The organism is Psychrobacter nivimaris (genome assembly GCF_904846365.1).
Classification (GTDB): Bacteria; Pseudomonadota; Gammaproteobacteria; order Pseudomonadales; family Moraxellaceae; genus Psychrobacter; species Psychrobacter nivimaris_B.
Genome location: NZ_CAJHAL010000005.1, coordinates 80,782 through 98,738, shown reverse-complemented (window position 1 = coordinate 98,738; position 17,957 = coordinate 80,782). Strand labels below are relative to the sequence as shown.

Here is a 17,957-nt window from a genome sequence, read left to right as displayed (position 1 = left end):
GGGGCTTTTTAATTGAGATAAACAAAGGTAGATTGATTATATTGTGTCGCGCCATTGTCCTTGAACCATGATGCCTTGGATGGGATTTAGCCCCATCTGATAGGCCAAGTCAGCAGGACGAGCGATATTCCATAGCGCTAAATCGGCATCACAGCCGACTTCTATTTTTCCTTTATTAGGTAGACCCAATGCTTGTGCTGCGTGAACAGTAACTCCTGCCAAAACCTCTTCAGTGGTTAAGTAAAATAGCGTACAGCCCATATTCATCGTCAATAACAGCGACGTCAACGGTGAGGTGCCGGGGTTACAATCAGTTGAAATTGCCATAGGGACGTGATGCTTGCGCAAAGCTTCAGTCGGTGGCAACTTAGTGTCACGTAACGTATAAAACGCCCCTGGTAATATCACGGCAACGGTATTGCTAGCCGCCATTTTTTTGATGTCTTTTTCTGATAAGTGCTCTAGATGGTCGCTTGATAGTCCTTTATATTCAGCAACTAAGGCACTTCCGCCGATATCAGACAGTTGCTCAGAGTGCAGTTTGACTGGTAGATCTAAAGAGCGAGCTACCTCAAACACTTGTCTGATTTGTTCTGTACTAAAAGCGATGTTTTCACAAAACCCATCGACTGCATCAACCAAGCCTTCTGCATGTAGAATCGGCAGCCACTCGCAAACTTGATCAATATAGTCGTCCGCACGGTCCTGCTCGTGAGATTTGTACTCAGGTGGCAAGGCATGAGCCGCCAAATACGTGGTACTTACATGAATGTCGTATTTTTCTCCCAGTTGACGAGCGACCGTGAGCATTTTGCGCTCCGTGTCTAAGTCGAGACCATAACCTGACTTGATTTCGATACTGGTAACGCCTTCTTTCATGAGCGCGACTAAACGTTTTTCACTTTGGGCAAATAGCGATTCAATACTGGCAGCGCGGGTAGCACTGACCGTCGCGACAATACCGCCGCCTTGTGCTGCAATATCTTGATAACTAACGCCCTGCAATCGCGCTTCGAACTCATTGCTGCGGTTGCCGCCATGGACAATATGCGTATGACAGTCGATAAGCCCTGGAGTTATCCATTTGCCATCGGCGTCTGTAACCTGCTTGTCTTGATAATGTGGCAGATGCGTCGTGATTTGCTCTTGTGCCCCAATCCATGCAATCTTGCCGTCTTTAATACCGATAGCCGCGTTCTCTAACTGACCATATGGGATACTACGAGCGTCTTCATTCTTATCATTATTAAAACCATAGTGCGCTGAAAAGGTCGCAATATTGGCGTTAATAATGACGTGGTCAAATGATGTCATAGTAGACTCGTCGAGCGTCTGTTCTGTAGGGTTTTTCAATACGGAGTTCTTTGATTCATTCATAATATGCTCCTGATTTTTGTGAAGTCAGTGATCTTTGTTGGCAAGATCTAAGCGCTAAGTAAGTGTTGCTCTACAATAGTGGCCAGTAAGCGAGCAGCGACTTTGCAGCTACGACTGTCAATATCAAAGGTAGGATTAATCTCAGCAATGTCTGCCATTTTTACTTTGCTTGATGCCATGATGGTTTTGACCATACGCTCAACAAAACCAAGATCAATGCCGTAAGCAGCTGGGGCACTCACACCGGGCACAACACTAGATGGCAAGCAGTCCATATCGACGGTTAAATATATGATATCGACCTGATCTACAAAGCTTTTGACCTGCTCGGCAATGGTGTCCCAAGGTTGATAATGACAGTCTTCATCACTAATAACCTGTACGCCCAGTTGCTCAGCGCGATCAAAGAGCGCGGCGGTATTAGAAAAGCGACTGACGCCAATACAGCAATAATGAAAGGGCTGATCGTGTGCGTCAAGATGCTCGGCAATCTGGCGAAATGGTGTCCCAGAAGTCGCTACATCCGACTGACGAATATCAAGATGAGCATCAAAATTAATAATCCCGATAGTAGGCGCTGTGTTTGTGCTGATAGTTGTTTCTCTGGTATTTTCTAAGGCCTGCCATAATCCTAAAAAGCTACCATAAGCAATAGCATGACCACCGCCAAGTCCGATGGGTAGACCACCTTGCTTAATGATAGTACTCACTTCATCAGCATATTTGATCTGAGCTTGCTCAAGGGTGCTCTCGGCAAAGCCATCATTATCATTACAATAAATGTCGCCAGCATCACCCAATAAGGTTGATAATTGACTATCAAAGCGTTGTTGCAAATCAGCGATGACTGGCAGCGTAGCAAAAGCTCGACGAATCAATGGCGGGGCAGCTCTAGCACCTACGCGGCCTTGATTGCGTCTGACGCCTTGATCACAGGCAAAGCCAATTAGCCCAATACTTTGATCCTCGTAAGGCTGAGCAAGCTGATACCAATAGTGGGCACGTGCAGTCTCAAATGGCTCTGCACGTCCTGTCCACTGGGTTATATCAGCGGGTGTATGGCTAATGGGTGTGGTCATGTTTGTGACTGCCATCATGGCTCTCCTTTTACCAGCCAATGCTTATTTAGACTCGTACCAGTTGTGACGTAGTTCTTGCCAGTGCTGAGCAAGTGTGCCGTCTAGTACTAACTGCTTGGCTGCTTCGATATCAGGGGCTAGATAGCGATCTTTGTCATAGAAAGTCACTTTTTCACGTAGTTTCTGATGTGCCACAGTCAGCGGCTCTGACGTATCTAGTCCGCGATGGAAGTCGATGCCTTGACCAGCAGCCAGAAGTTCAATACCAATAATGGTGGCAGTGTTTTGCGCCATCTCGTATAGGCGACGTGCGCAATAAGTTGCCATTGAGACATGGTCTTCTTGGTTGGCAGAGGTCGGGATACTATCGACGCTACCAGGGTGGGCGATAGATTTGTTTTCTGACGCCAGTGCGGCGGCGGTCACATGAGCAATCATAAATCCTGAGTTTACCCCAGCGTTATCAACCAAGAATGGCGGCAGACCACCTGACAGAGTTGCATCGATTAGCAAAGCGACACGGCGCTCAGACATAGAGCCAATCTCAGCGATTGCCAAGGCTAAAATATCCGCGGCAAAAGCGACTGGCTCAGCATGGAAGTTACCACCTGATATGGCGACCGGACCATCTTCATTATTAAAGATAAGCGGATTGTCTGTTACCGCATTAGATTCGATGAGCAGCGTTTTCCCTGCTTGGTTGATGATATCAAGACAAGCACCCATGACCTGTGGCTGGCAACGTAAGCAATATGGGTCTTGAACGCGATCATCTTGTTCGCCATCGTGCGAAGCACGGATAGCACTGCCTTTGATCAGTTGACGGTGCGCTTTGGCGATCTCTATTTGACCATGATGACCGCGTACTTCGTGAATACGCGCATCAAATGGTGAATCTGAGCCTTTGGCGGCATCAATTGACAGTGAGCCGACGATAGTAGCTGTCTCAAGTAAATCACGCGCTAAGAAATAACCACGTAATGCTAGCGCAGTTGAGACTTGCGTACCGTTGATCAGTGCAAGGCCTTCTTTGGCTGCAAGAGTAATAGGCTCAAGTCCATGCTTTGCTAGGGCATCAGCAGCTGGCACTTTTTTACCAGCGACAAACACATCACCTTCGCCCATCATCGCAAGTGTCATATGTGATAGTGGCGCTAAGTCACCAGAGGCACCAACTGAGCCTTTGGCTGGGATATTTGGGGTGATTTGATTGTTGATTAAACCAAGTAAACTATCTACCACCTCGCGGCGTACGCCGGAAACGCCTTGCGCCAGACTGGCAACTTTCATCACCATAATCAGTCGTACTACGCCGGCAGGAAGAGCTTCACCAGTACCCACTGAGTGAGAAACGATTAGGTTACGCTGAAGTAGCTCAAGCTGATCATCACTGATACGTGTCTTGGCAAGTAAGCCAAAACCAGTATTGATACCATAAGCGCTTTTGTCTCGCGCAATGATGGTACGTACATCTTCATGCGAGGCATCTATCGCCTCATAAGCGCTCTCAGGCAACGTCAATATGACAGGCTGCTCGTAGATATCACGTAGCATCTTAAAGCTAAGCTGGCGAGGATGTAGGGTTAGTTGTTTGATATTGCTCATAAGGGTAATCCTAGTTGCATAGTTATCTGGCTATTTATTTTTATAAAGTAAAATGATTCGAATTATTTAATCATTGGCAGATTTAGACCATAGTCTTTCGCTGTTTTAATCGCCAGCTCATAACCTGCATCGGCATGACGCATAACGCCTGAGCCGCAATCATTGACAAGCACGCGTGACAGTCTTTTGGCTGCGGCGTCCGTACCGTCTGCGACAATTACCATACCTGAGTGCTGCGAGTAGCCCATGCCGACACCGCCGCCATGATGTAGTGATACCCAAGTTGCGCCGCCTGCCACGTTCAGCATGCCGTTCAATAATGCCCAGTCTGAGACTGCATCTGAGCCGTCTTTCATGCTTTCTGTTTCGCGGTTTGGACTGGCAACAGAGCCAGTATCCAAATGATCACGACCAATGACGATAGGGCCTTTTAGCTCGCCGTTTTTGACCATTTCATTAAATGCTAAACCTGCTTTATCACGCTCACCAAGCCCTAACCAGCAGATACGCGCAGGCAAGCCTTGGAATTGAATGCGCTCTTTTGCCATATCTAACCAACGATGAATATGTTTGTTTTCAGGGAATAGCTCTTTGATTTTTTGATCAGTCTTATAGATATCTTCTGGATCACCTGATAACGCTACCCAGCGGAACGGGCCTTTACCTTGGCAAAATAGCGGACGAATATACGCAGGGACAAAACCTGGGAAGTTAAAGGCATCTTTGACACCTTCATCAAAAGCGACCTGACGGATGTTATTACCGTAATCAGTCGCTGGAATGTCCATCGCTTGCAAGTCTAAAATCGCTTGGACGTGTACGGCACAAGACTGAGCAGCGGCTTTGGTCAATGCTGCATGTTGCTCTGGATCTTCTTGGGCGGCTTTCCATTCCTCTACTGTCCAACCGCTTGGTAGATAGCCATTAATCAAATCATGCGCTGAGGTCTGATCAGTGACCAAATCAGGCTTCATGCCACCAGCGTTAGCGCGCTTGACCATCTCAGGCAAGATATCTGCAGCATTGCCAAGTAGGGCGATAGAGACAGCTTCGCCAGCGTCAGTATGTTGTTTGATTAGCTCATAAGCGTGGTCAAGATTGTCCGCTTGCTTATCGACATAACCCGTGCGCAAACGGAAATCGATGCTAGACTGCTGACACTCGATGTTTAACGAAGTCGCACCTGCAAAGGTAGCAGCTAATGGCTGTGCGCCGCCCATACCGCCTAGACCAGCGGTCAAAATCCAACGACCCGCCCAGCTACCGTCATAATGCTGACGACCCGCCTCCACAAAAGTCTCATACGTACCTTGAACGATGCCTTGCGTGCCGATATAAATCCAGCTACCTGCAGTCATTTGACCATACATAAATAGGTCTTTGCGATCGAGCTCGTTGAAGTGCTCCCACGTTGCCCAGCGCGGTACAAGGTTGGAGTTAGCAATCAAGACACGCGGTGCGTTTTCGTGTGTTTGAAACACGCCGACTGGTTTACCAGACTGTACTAGCAACGTCTCATCATCTTCTAATTCTTTTAGTGATTCTAAGATTTGATCATAGCTTTCCCAGTTACGGGCTGCGCGTCCGATACCACCGTAGACGACCAGGCTTTTTGGGTTTTCTGCCACATCAGGATGCAGGTTGTTTTGCAGCATACGATAAGGTGCTTCGGTCAGCCAGCTTTTGCAATGTAGCGTGCTACCGGTAGGCGCAGCAATATTACGGCTCTCATCGCGGCGAGTCAGCTTAGTTTCTTTGTTGGTTCCGTTGTCAGTAGTCATGATCATATCCTTGTGATAGCGAATAGGGCGATAAAGTCATCAAAGTAAGTGTCTTACAGTCAGTCTAGATATTCATTTACTAAGTATTTATCTACTAAGCATTCATCTAAATTCATAAAAATATCGAATCGATAAAGCAAATTTTCTAGCACTGCTGTATATTTGTATATACAAATTATCAAAGATACTTTTTTCATGCAAGGTTTTTTTTCATGAGCTGATTATTTTTGTTATTTACTCAGTCGATTTAGATAACACCGAGTGAGTTGAAAAACGCCCTAGTCAACACTGAACGCTCAGACATTTTGACTAAGGCTTGCACGGTGGTCTCGTGATATTATGTGGTCATTCCTATTAGCAAAACTGACGGTCAAAGGCGGATATGACAAAGACGATTCCGGCGTATCAACGCATAAAAAACGCCATACTAGACAACATCCATTCTGGTAAGTGGCAAGCGGGCAACGCAATTTCGACAGAAATGGCACTGGCTGAAGAGTTTGGCGTGTCAAGAATGACGGTCAACCGTGCGCTAAAAGAGCTGAGCGAGGAGCGGGTGTTAGAGCGTCGGCAAGGGTCGGGCACGTTTGTCGCGCAGCAGCAGTTCAATCATACCTTTGTTGAGGTACGCAACATCGCTGAGGATTTAAAGTCTGCCAATCGTGATTATGAGGCACAGGTCGTGAGTAAGCGTGCTATTACGGCTGATATGCTCGATAATGAATTGTGTCGTAAGTTTGGTATTAGTGAAGGGGCTGTGATTGATGAAGAGTCTGTGCCTGTTAACACAAGCGCTCAGAAAGATGCTAGTGATGAAGCTGTCCTGTATGAAGTAAAAATTATTCATTTTGCTGATGGTCAGCCTATACAGTTTGAGGAACGTTGGGTCGATGCGAAAAAAGTGCCGAAGTTTATTGATCAGGATTTTAGTGTGGTCAATACCAGTGATTACTTGATTGCCAAAAGCCCTCTAGAGAGTGGCAGTTATACCATCCGAGCATTGGCAGCTCCTGATGAAATTGCTGAGTTTTTGCAAATTGCGCCGCAGTCACCAACGCTTGTGTTGCGCCGGCAGACCTATTCGGCCGGCCAAGTCGTTACCTTTGTCAAAATGTGGCATGCGGGTGATCGCTATCAGTTCTCAGGCGAATTGTAGCAGATATAGTCAAGCCTATATAAATCCGCTACATCGTTATCCTCGCTAAGCATACTAATGTATAACTTGCACTCGGTTTCCTTGTATCGAAATTATATTGAACTGACTATAGCTTACGTATGCTCACTGATTTTGTACGTTTTTCTGTCTAAAGTGAGGTACTATATCCATAAGCTGCTATTTAATAAGATAGCAATTAGCGTTAATTAAACTCGCCAGAATATTTGAACAATCGTTAAAAATTAAAATATAATATAGAAACAGTATTGAAAAATAGCCCGAATAGCCTCAAATCGGGCAACCAAAGCCGAAAATCATAGAAGAGCTTATATTGTTCTTCTGTGTCGGCTTGTCCTATTTATTAGCACCGTATATTTTATTAGCATTATGCGTTTTTACTTTATTTATTCACTCTTATAAGGACGTCTTATGAAACGTCGTACTCTCTTAGCCCTTGCTGCCAGTACTATGTTCCTTGCCGCTTGTGGTCAATCTACTACCAACGAAGCCGATACCAGTGCAACTGATAGCGCTGCAACAGGCGGTTCTGATTTGCTACAACGTATCAACAACGGCGGCACCATCAACGTCGGTACAGAGGGTACTTATCCTCCGTTCACGTACCATGATGAGAGCGGCAAACTAACGGGTTATGATGTTGAAGTAACGCGTGCAGTCGCAGATAAACTAGGCGTAGACGTTGAGTTTAAAGAAACCCAATGGGATGCGATGCTAGCTGGTTTGGATTCAAAACGTTTTGATATGGTGGCTAACCAAGTTGGTTTGACCACGCCTGAGCGTAAAGCAAAGTATGACAAAGCAATGGCTTATAGCTGGTCAGGTGCGGTCGTATTGGCACCTACTGATGACAACCGTTATAGCTCGTGGGAAGGTCTAAAAGGCCTACGTACGGCACAATCACTTAGCAGTAACTATGGTGAGCTTGCAGAGCGTTATGGTGCAGAGATCGTTCCTGTCGATGGTATGGCGCAGGCGATTCAATTAGTGAAGCAAGACCGTGCTGACTTTACGATGAATGATAATCTGGCGGTATTGGATTATCTAAAGAAATTCCCAGATTCTGATCTTGAGATTAAACTGACAGCACCTGCTAGTGAGTTGCGTGGTTCAGGCCTAGTGCTTATCAAAGGTGATGATGAAGTTGTAGCTAAATTAGATGAAGCAATGGCTGAATTGGCGGCTGAAGGTACGCTAACTAAGCTTAGCGAACAGTTCTTTGGTGCTGATATAAGTCAACAAAAATAATGTCAGTTTCTATCATGTCAGCTTCTGTAATGTCTACATCATGGTTCGCGGACTTATTGGCAGTATTGCCATTTATGAGTCCTGATCGAGCACAGATTGTCATCTCGTCGTTTTGGCCAATGCTCAAGGGCGGTATCTATTATTCGATACCGCTGGCATTGATCTCATTTGCGATTGGTATGGCCATTGCACTGACAGTGGCATTGATTCGTATCATTCCGCGTGCTACTTGGTTCCATGAAATTATCTATCGGCTCGCTCGCGTCTATGTGTCTGCGATTCGCGGTACACCGATGCTGGTTCAGCTATTTATTATTTTCTATGGTCTGCCAAGTGTTGGGGTGAAGCTTGATCCCTTTCCTTCAGCGATTATTGCATTCTCATTGAACATCGGTGCTTATGCATCGGAGACAGTGCGTGCTTCGATTTTATCGATACCAAAAGGACAGTGGGAAGCAGGCTCGACGGTTGGTTTGACGTATCTACAGACTTTTCGTCATGTGATTTTACCGCAGGCGCTTCGAGTGTCGGTGCCGCCGTTATCTAATACCTTTATCAGTCTGGTAAAAGATACCTCACTTGCTTCACTGGTACTGGTCACTGAACTATTTAAACAAGCGCAGATTATCACAGCTCGTAACTATGAGTTTATGCTTGTCTACACAGAAGCGGCAATTATCTACTGGGGTATTTGTCTGTTCTTGACTTTCATCCAAGGCAAGCTTGAAACTAGGCTAGACCGTTATGTAGCAAAATAAGCTACGTAGTAAAATAAGTTATGGCTCAATAGACACTCGCAAATATAGACTAGGGCGTGTCATCATTTAGATAGCGAGGCTTAAAATGAGATAAATAGTAGTCAAATGAGGAAAAAATTGCAGAGAATATAGGTATATTCACAATATTTTTGACGATATTTGACAAGATTTAGCCATTTTAAGACCGCTAAATGATTGAATGGGCTAATTGATGACACGCCCTAGTACAACAGGAATTTTTATGATCAAAGTCACTAATATTCATAAAGCCTTCGGTGGCAATCAGGTGCTAAAAGGCATCGACTTGACCATTAATAAAGGTAAGGTGGTCGTCATATTAGGACCTTCAGGATCGGGTAAAACCACCTTTTTGCGTTGTTTAAATGCGTTAGAGATTCCTGACCAAGGTGTGATTGCTTTTGATGATGATAGCTTGAGCGTCGACTTTGCAACTAAGCCAAGCAAAAAAACGCTACTAGCCTTACAGCGTAAGTCAGGCATGGTGTTTCAGTCTTATAATTTGTTTCCCCATAAGACAGCCATTGAAAACTTGATGCTTGGGCCTACAGTGGTACAAGGACAGAGCAAAGCGCAAGCCCGTGAGCAGGCACTGGTACTACTTGAGAAAGTTGGACTGTCGGACAAAGCGGATCTCTATCCTTTCCAGCTATCTGGTGGTCAGCAGCAGCGTATTGGTATTGCCCGTGCGCTTGCTATTGAGCCGTCATTGTTACTATTTGATGAGCCAACGTCGGCGCTGGATCCAGAGTTGGTACAGGATGTGCTTGAGACGATGAAGCAGCTCGCCTCTGAAGGTTGGACGATGGTCGTAGTGACTCACGAAATCAACTTTGCCCGCGACGTTGCCGATCATGTTGTACTGATTGAAGATGGTTATGTGGTCGAAGAAGGCAGTGCCAAGCAGCTGTTTGAGGACTCAAAGCATCCTCGTACGCAGGCATTTTTGCAACGTATTGAGCAGTAAAAACGCTTGTTTTTGCGTAAGTAATAAAACAAAAAGGCCCCAATCATGATGCAATGGCTGGGGCTTTTTTTATCGCAATAAATAGGACGTATTTCAAATAATAGACAGTAAACTATATTTTTTGTCGTTGCTTTAACCAGCGAGGTACGCGAGTAGCAGTACCATTTAATACAGCATTTAACAAAGCCGCCAGCAAAATAAGCGCCACGCCCAGATATTGAATCCAAGACAAAGATTGATGTAGTAAAAACATCGCGAGCGCAATAGCAGTTAATGGCTCAAAAATCGTAAATACTGATGCGCGAGAGGCAGGCAGCTTTTCTAATGCTTTCATATATAGCGCAAATGGTACGACAGTTCCTAGCAAAGACAGCCCTAGGACATACCCCCACGTCATTAGCGGTAGGGTTAGCAGTTTTTCATAAGTATGATAAGTTTCTGGTAATAATAACAGCATGCAAGCACTGATGATAATAGAGGTAAAAAACACCAATGGGGCAGGGTGAGCATCGTGCATCGCACGTTTGCCCAGCACGCCATATAAGGAGTAGCACATTCCCGCTAACAGCCCCAATAAGATACCCCAGTTGACTTGAGCATGCTCGCCTAACATCGTCAAACCAACACCAAAGACAGCCATTAGAGCCAGTAGGGCTGATTGACGAGTAATGGATTCATTGAGCAAGACTGCCGAAAATAATAGGCTAAAAACCGGTGCAGTATATAATAAGGCTACGGCTGGTCCTGCACCGACGTAGATAACAGCAAAGAAATAACACAACGACATGCCAAGGACACCTATCAACGACTGCATCGCCAGTCCAAGCCATTGTTTTGGCTGTAACTTGATAAGGTGGGGCCACAGTGTTGGTAGCATGGCTAAGATGATAAAGGCCGCCGTGACAATGCGTAATATCGTTACCTGCCAACCACTAAATCCAATTTGGTTTAGGTAAGTCGAGAATATACCCAACGTGCCCCAGCAAATAGCAGCCGTGATGATTTGAATGGTGCCTAGCCATGATTGATGCGAATGGGTCGTCATTCCGTTGTCGATGTTTGCCATACTGTTTTCTTCTTACGATCTAAGTGACACAAGATGTTGTAAGATTGCTATTGATACAATCTCTCCAAGCAATACTAAAATAAGAAAAGACAACCTGATTAAAGGCTGTCTTTTGTTTGTTCTTTTGAGTCTATCACTAAAAGATAATAAGTGGCTATTAGGTCGTATGATAAATTCAATCAATAGTTATTCAAATGGCTAAAAAATGGCTAGCGTTTGCTAAATAACCTAAGTAATATCGAATTATTAACTCATATCATATTCGTGTTCGCGTCATTTTTTCTTTCTACAGTCTCTGTTAATCAATCCATAAAAAGAATGTTTGCTCTCGGAGAGCATTTCGCTGAATAAAGCACACTTTTTCCAATTGGGTTCTTGGTAAATGATCCGTATCAGCCCCGCAGTTTTTTGAGCGCTGTTTTATCCACTGAGTCTGCTCTTTTTTAAGATTAGCCGCCATATCCTCACCGTACAGGCGTCTGACTTCATTTCGCGTTACTCTGTAGCTTTCATTCAATGCTTTATCAGACGTGTTATATATCTGATCAACCAAATCAGCTTGTGATGCTAATGGCAGATAAATCTCGTTTTCTTTGTAGGTGGCACTATAGGTATCGACTGTCCATTTACTTCTTATAGATATCTCATGGTTCGAGGTATCTATAAACCCATCAAAATCTTCGCCCTCAAAGGTATAACCCTGAAATCGACACGGGGTCACGCCATCTTTACATAAGCTATGCTTGGTTTCCGCAGAGTAGTATTTGACAGCGTAGGGCGACTTACTAGATTCTGGTGTTGTCTGCAATAGTCGTCCTAAATCGGGAGCGACCAGTAGCATATTGTTGCAAGTAACGCTTCCTTCTGCACATCTCTCATAAAGGTTAAGACGTTGGCCTTGGATGTCCATGCCCATGGTAAAGTTTGCCTGTACAGGAGCTACAGCCGAACTGACAGATGTCACTAGCGTTAAGCTCAAGAGCAACGCAGTACGTCTGAGTAAGCTGGAGGTATTTAGGCTTGAGCTAGACATGGAGACGGACATATAGGTTTATACCTGCAGCAAAAAGTTACTCAGCAATCGCTTCGCGCCTTCAGTGGCAAACGACTCAGGATGAAACTGTACACCTTGAATTGGATACTCTTTGTGCGCCAGTCCCATAATCTCATCACCAGTCAATGCTGATTCAGCAAAGCTCAATTCAGCACGGCTGTCATTAGCGACTACCGAGGTAATCGTGAGACAGCTTGGGATGGTGTCGGCTTTTACCACCAGTGAGTGATAGCGCATGATCTCAAGCTCTTGTGGTAAGCCTTGATAAATACCTGAGTTATCATGGCGAATTGATGAGACTTTGCCATGCATCGGTACACTGGCGCGTACCACGTCACCGCCAAACACATGAGCAATGCCTTGCATACCTAGGCAGACGCCTAGTAGCGGCACAGTTTTGCCTAATGTCTTGATCACTTCTGCACAGATACCAAAGTACGCGGGATCGTCAGGGGAGCCAGGGCCAGGTGAAATGATAATTCTATCAAGATTCATTGCTTGCACGTCTGCTAAAGTGATTTCGTTATTGCGTTTAACGATGACGCTGGCTTCTTCATCGCTGTCTAAGGTTTGCAAAATCTCGCCCACGTATTGGTAGAGATTGAAGGTAAACGAGTCGTAGTTATCGATAATTAAAACATTCATGGGTCATAAACTCTTTTGTAAAAATAGTGCTAGGTAAAATATGGTCAATTTATGCAGTACGTTTGGTATCCGTTATGATTGTATAAAGCTGTCTAACACGACTTTCATTGCCGACAGTTTGCGCTGAATCTCTAAGTACTCATCGGCTGGGTTTGAGTCGTAAACGTTACCGCCGCAAGTTTGAGCATAGGCAGACTCGCCATTGATAAACAGACTGCGAATAGGAATGGCAAAGATACAATCACCATTGAAATTGAACGATCCTAATGCACCGCCATAAGCACCGCGACCATCTGGCTCTAGCTCATTGATCACCTTAATGGCTTCTACCTTGGGCGCGCCTGATAGTGTACCAGCAGGGAAGTTGCTGGCAAGCGCGCTAAACATATCTTCGTTAGGATGCAGGATACCAACGATTTCAGAAGAAATATGCTGTACGTGAGAGAAGCGTTTGATATCCATCAGGCTACGTACTTTTACCGTACCAAATTGTGCCACACGGCCAATATCATTACGATGTAAGTCGACTAGCATATTGTGCTCGGCAATCTCTTTGTCATCGTTGAGCAAGGCGCGGGCAAGCTTACGATCCTCTATCACATCGGCGCCGCGCTTGGCAGTCCCTGCGAGCGGATAGGTTTCCATTTCACCCTGACGCAAGCGGAATAGCAGCTCAGGAGAAGCGCCAATGATGCATTGCTGCGCAAATTTCATAAAGTACATGTGCGGCGATGGATTGACAGCGCGCAGCTTTTCATAAATCGGCATCTTGTCACCGGCAATACGATACTTAGACTTAAAGCCTACCTCACACTGAAAAATACGCCCAGCGATGATATCTTCTTTGACTTGCATAACGACATTGGCATGCTCTTCTTGGCTCATGCCGTCACCTAAAAATTCAACTTTAGGCGCTTCATAGCTAGGCGTTGGCTCATCGAGTAGGGCTTTGATTTGCTCGATACGGTTTTCTTGCTGAGCAGTTGGGTAATAAAAATAAAAGATTTCCCCAGTCATCTTATCTAGGGTCAATCCATCTAGATACACGCCGAATTTGAACGGCTCAAAGTCTTCACTGGCTTTCGCTGTCAGGCTAGGTTCAAAGAAGTTCACGCAGTCATAACCCAAATAGCCAACCAGACCACCGCTTTGATCGCGAGCGATGACATGCTGCGGCGTGATGGTGCGGAGCAATTGATAAGGGTTGTCGGTTTGATAGCAGCTTGTTTCAGCAGTTTTATTGTCGGTAATCGCAAGCGTGTTGCGGTCTAATGCGGCGATAGTTGTCACAGGGTCAAAGCCAATCGCATGATGGCGCGAGATATGGCTGTCTTCGCCCAATGACTCGAGCAAATAACAGGTATCAAATGCACTTTCGATACGTTTGAATAATGCAAAGAAATCGATATCTTGCGTCAGTTTGATACGTTGTGGTTTGCTCGGGATATCGATAGGAGCAGGTTTGGTCTGTGTGCGAGTACTAGAGGTCATAACAAAGTCCGAAATGGTTCAAATATGTGTTGATTAATAAGCGTTGACTAATAAGTGTCGATTAATAAGTATAAGTTTCGTCAGTAAAAAGCTAGATAGTATCGTCGTCAGAGGCTAAGAGTGATCTCTATGAGTGGCCAGTAACGCGCTGACATCATGGCTTTGCTTGGCCTTGGCACCGCGAGAGACAGTGGCGATACCAACACCTAGCTGCTCTGAGATATCACGTTGGGTGATGCCACGATCTAGCAAGTCAAAAATGCGAATACGATTGGCAATGTCAAGCTGTTCTTTATCGGTCAGCAGGGCACTGAGCAGCTTTTCGATATCTGCGCTATCAGTACAGTTGGTCAAATGTTTCACTAAGCTCTGATAAGGATCGGTAGTCATAATAGGTAATCTTAGCCAAAGAAAATAGATAGGTCGCTTGTTGAGCGATTTTTCGCTGAGAACTATCTTGTATCAGCATTCTAGTACAGTAGTACAAGAAATACAAGTGATGAGCTAAGTTAATAGCAGGCTGCTATAGACGTGATGATTTTTAAGCTTTGTTTATATAGATTCAACTCGTGGCCAGCGTCATATTCGATAGCATATTTATAGTTAGTACCAAGCGTTGCTGCGTTGTATTGCTACGTCCACTTGGCGTACTAAGTACTAGAATTGAGAATGTATGATATTAATTATTGCCAAATTGTTAATACTTAGTTATTATGCCTCTCTTTATTTAAACGCTAATCATTATTATTAGCATTAATCATGTTATTTGCACGGTATGATTGAGTGTTTTTAAGGTGTTGAATCTTCTGATAGGCACTATTTTAAGGGTTTTCGATGATAGCCCTTAAAAATAATTCTAAACATTCTAATTTCTGACAGTAAACAAAGTGAGTAAATGTGTTATGCGCGAAGTAAAGTTATCTAGTCAATTGACAGTATTGTCTATCGGTGTCGCCGCTGTATTGTGGACGCAAGCTGCCAGTGCCGCAACGGCAGCAGATATGCCAAACACGACATTGCAGACGATCACTGTAACAGCGAATAGCTCAGTACGTGACGCTGTACAAGAAGACTCTGTCTACATAGATGACTACACCCCAGCTGCACAAGCCAGCCATTTGAGCGATTTTCTGGACGTTGTGCCAGGGGTAAGCGTGGGTGGTACTTCATCGGTCAACCAACGTATTCGTGTACGCGGTCTTGATGATACCAATCTAAAAGTAACGATTGATGGCGCACGTCAAGAAGGCGCGTTGTTCTATCATATGGGTGACGTCACTATTGATCCAGATCTGCTAAAACAAGCAGAGGTATCAGTGGGCAATAACTCAGTGACGCTAGGCAATGATGCTATTGGCGGCGCGGTTGCTTTTGAGACAGTCGACGCGGCAGATTTACTCAAACCAGGTCAAAAGGTAGGTGCTAAGCTGCATACAGGTTATGCGAGCAACAATGATGAACTGCTAACTTCTGCCACTGTGTATGGTGCGCCAACAGAAAATATTGATTTACTGGCTTATTATGGCAAACGCAATGCGGACGCTGGTGAAGACGGTAAAGGCCGTAAAATCCAAACGGAAGACAGCGAAGGCGAAAACATCCTATTAAAAGCGGGTGCTTATGTCGGTAGTGATCATCATGTAGGTGCTAGCTTTAGCCGTACCGAAAACAAAGGTAAGTTCCCATTACGTCCAGATTTTCCTGCTGGTGGCTGGAACCCAATCATCCCGCAGGAAGTCAAACGTGATACCTATGCGCTTGACTACGCATATAGTCCTGCCAACCAGTTGGTCAATGTAGACGCCAATGTATATCAGACCAGCACGCAGATTTTGCGTAACTCTGATGGCTTACCTGGATTTGAGTTTGATGCAGAAGTCCAAACCACAGGCGCAAAAGTACAAAACACCAGTATTATCGATAGCAGTATCATTAACGGTGTACCAGGGGTTCATAAGTTAATCGCTGGAGTTGAGCATTACAAAAAAGAATCTGACTATAGCAGTGTTCAGCGAGGTACAACTATACCAGTTGCTGGTACAGATGAAGCAACCAATACGTCTGTGTATCTAGAAGACCAATGGCAAATGGGTAAGCTTAGCTTAACGCCAGGCGTCCGTTATGACCGTTATGAGTCTCCAGAGTATGTATCTGCTGGCAAGACTTATGACAATGTCGTTGGCGCATTGGCTGCTAGCTATGAAATTGCACCGCGCACCCAGCTATTTGCGAGCTATACGCAGTTATTTAATGGTCCAGATCTTAGCCAAACGATTTTTAACACTGATGGCGCTGATACGTATGTGAACAATGACCTAAAAGCAGAAGAAGGTGACAATGCAGAAGTCGGTATTGCTACAACGCTGCGTGGTCTGACTATGGCTGATGACTCTTTAAAATTAAGTGCTAAGTACTTTGAAACCAATATCGAAAACTATATTGAGTTTGTACGTGCAGGTGGTAGTAGAACTGGCATGAATTGCACAACTGGGCAACTAGGTACAAGTGCTGCCCCTGAAGCCTGCCAAGGTGTCATCAATAATGATGAAGATTTCAAAATCAAAGGTGTAGAGCTATCAGCCGATTATCGCGCAGATAACTTCAACATGGGTCTAAGCTATGCTCGTGCACGTAGCAAAGGCGAAGATACAGGTTACAATATCTCTTCTGTCAGTGGCAGTGGCTCTGAGTCTGGCGATAAGTACATGGTCAACTTGGGTTACGCTCCAACCAATACTACTGAGCTTGGCTGGCGCAGTACTTATGTCGCCGATGTGACACCGAATACCGCTGGTGATGACAACGAAAAACCAGGCTATGATGTGCACGATATCTTCATGACTTACACGCCAACTCAAATCGAAGGTTTGAAGGCCACGCTAGGTGTATACAACATCTTTGATGAGACTTATGCAAGCCATGCGTCACGTAACTCTATCGATGATGCCTATACTGATTTTGAAATGGGACGTAATATCAAAACGTCTTTAACTTATCAGTTCTAATCTAGCTTATCGAATTTAAGTCTAATCGTACTTATAAAGTCAGCTGTCTTATACGGGAGCTGGCTTTTTTTACGAGATTTTTGAGAGTGCGATTTATCTAAGAGTAGATGTTAAGTTGCTCGTTTGGTAGAAGGTGAAGCTACCGTATAAATAGCATATGAGTTAAATCGTATGCGAGTCGTATGCGAGCACTATGCCAATACTCTAAACAACAGCGAGCTATCATCGAAGCTCATTTATATCTTTCAAATTATCAGGAAATGATTGTGAATGAATACGAGCATAGAGTAATCAAACGTCGAAATTTTGAAGCTGACGCATAATGTTTCTAACTGCCCGAATTATCATATTGGAAATATCGACAAGATCTGACAGAGTAGCGCTTATACAACTGAAACTATCAGGCATTTCTATAAAGATATTAAGCATTAATTAAACTGTTAACTGAACCGAATATAATAATGCAAACATTAATGATAATAATTATCATTAATGTTTGCATTATTATATGTATCTTGCTAAAGTGTGTTTCGTTCATTACAGAACAGTTAATGGCTCTTTGCTCTATTCTATTTATAGAGACTTTTTTACGCTAGATATTTAATTCATTGGATAATTAATGACAGTTACAGCGTCATCAAACTTTTAACCCTACTCAGTACATACCCTTATTCGTTTACTCTCAATAG

At 44.5% G+C, this 17,957-nt stretch carries 14 protein-coding genes; 5 read left to right on the top strand and 9 right to left on the bottom strand.

All coding sequences use genetic code 11. The annotated features are described in order from the left end of the window. Window positions 1-36 precede the first annotated feature (36 nt). The 4 genes from hutI to hutU all read right to left on the bottom strand — a co-directional run bounded on the left by hutI (window position 37) and on the right by hutU (window position 5,842). The gene (gene hutI / locus JMX63_RS03850; protein ID WP_406947813.1) at window positions 37-1,314 is read right to left on the bottom strand and encodes an imidazolonepropionase; all 1,278 of its coding nucleotides are present in this window, start codon (window positions 1,312-1,314) and stop codon (window positions 37-39) included. 110 nt (window positions 1,315-1,424) lie between these two features. Then, window positions 1,425-2,456, bottom strand: coding sequence for a formimidoylglutamase (gene hutG, locus JMX63_RS03845; RefSeq protein ID WP_201571113.1), 1,032 nt, complete (start codon window positions 2,454-2,456; stop codon window positions 1,425-1,427). Window positions 2,457-2,498: 42 nt separating this feature from the next. Then, on the bottom strand, window positions 2,499-4,061 hold the full coding sequence (gene hutH, locus JMX63_RS03840; RefSeq protein ID WP_201571069.1) for a histidine ammonia-lyase: 1,563 nt from the start codon (window positions 4,059-4,061) through the stop codon (window positions 2,499-2,501). 62 nt (window positions 4,062-4,123) lie between these two features. Continuing rightward, the gene (gene hutU / locus JMX63_RS03835; protein WP_227673229.1) at window positions 4,124-5,842 is read right to left on the bottom strand and encodes a urocanate hydratase; all 1,719 of its coding nucleotides are present in this window, start codon (window positions 5,840-5,842) and stop codon (window positions 4,124-4,126) included. Between the two features lie 382 nt (window positions 5,843-6,224). Between hutU and JMX63_RS03830 the strand changes: the two genes are divergently transcribed. The 4 genes from JMX63_RS03830 (at window position 6,225) to JMX63_RS03815 (ending at window position 10,007) form a co-directional block, all read left to right on the top strand. Next, window positions 6,225-6,998: a UTRA domain-containing protein gene (locus tag JMX63_RS03830; RefSeq protein WP_201571068.1), complete on the top strand. Its 774-nt coding sequence runs from the start codon at window positions 6,225-6,227 to the stop codon at window positions 6,996-6,998. Between the two features lie 429 nt (window positions 6,999-7,427). Beyond that, a complete protein-coding gene (locus JMX63_RS03825) occupies window positions 7,428-8,264 on the top strand; it encodes an amino acid ABC transporter substrate-binding protein (RefSeq protein ID WP_201571067.1) in 837 nt (278 codons plus the stop codon). A 14-nt stretch (window positions 8,265-8,278) separates the two neighbouring features. After that, entirely contained in the window at window positions 8,279-9,022 is a 744-nt protein-coding gene (locus JMX63_RS03820) for an amino acid ABC transporter permease (RefSeq protein WP_057762590.1), read from the top strand. A gap of 241 nt (window positions 9,023-9,263) precedes the next feature. Further along, window positions 9,264-10,007, top strand: coding sequence for an amino acid ABC transporter ATP-binding protein (locus JMX63_RS03815; RefSeq protein WP_201571062.1), 744 nt, complete (start codon window positions 9,264-9,266; stop codon window positions 10,005-10,007). Window positions 10,008-10,119: 112 nt separating this feature from the next. Here the strand turns inward: JMX63_RS03815 and JMX63_RS03810 are convergent, their stop codons facing one another. The 5 genes from JMX63_RS03810 to JMX63_RS03790 form a co-directional block, all read right to left on the bottom strand. Continuing rightward, window positions 10,120-11,073, bottom strand: a complete 954-nt coding sequence (locus JMX63_RS03810) for a DMT family transporter (RefSeq protein WP_201571060.1) — start codon at window positions 11,071-11,073, stop codon at window positions 10,120-10,122. 298 nt (window positions 11,074-11,371) lie between these two features. Beyond that, a complete protein-coding gene (locus JMX63_RS03805) occupies window positions 11,372-12,118 on the bottom strand; it encodes a lysozyme inhibitor LprI family protein (RefSeq protein WP_201571058.1) in 747 nt (248 codons plus the stop codon). A 6-nt stretch (window positions 12,119-12,124) separates the two neighbouring features. Further along, a complete protein-coding gene (locus JMX63_RS03800) occupies window positions 12,125-12,772 on the bottom strand; it encodes an anthranilate synthase component II (protein ID WP_201571056.1) in 648 nt (215 codons plus the stop codon). A gap of 72 nt (window positions 12,773-12,844) precedes the next feature. Beyond that, window positions 12,845-14,263, bottom strand: a complete 1,419-nt coding sequence (locus JMX63_RS03795; RefSeq protein ID WP_201571054.1) for an anthranilate synthase component I family protein — start codon at window positions 14,261-14,263, stop codon at window positions 12,845-12,847. A gap of 114 nt (window positions 14,264-14,377) precedes the next feature. Next, the gene (locus tag JMX63_RS03790; protein ID WP_201571052.1) at window positions 14,378-14,653 is read right to left on the bottom strand and encodes a Trp family transcriptional regulator; all 276 of its coding nucleotides are present in this window, start codon (window positions 14,651-14,653) and stop codon (window positions 14,378-14,380) included. Window positions 14,654-15,165: 512 nt separating this feature from the next. On the opposite strand from JMX63_RS03790, the gene JMX63_RS03785 reads away from it, so the two are divergent. After that, a complete protein-coding gene (locus JMX63_RS03785) occupies window positions 15,166-17,268 on the top strand; it encodes a TonB-dependent receptor domain-containing protein (protein WP_201571051.1) in 2,103 nt (700 codons plus the stop codon). The last annotated feature ends 689 nt before the right edge of the window (window positions 17,269-17,957 follow it).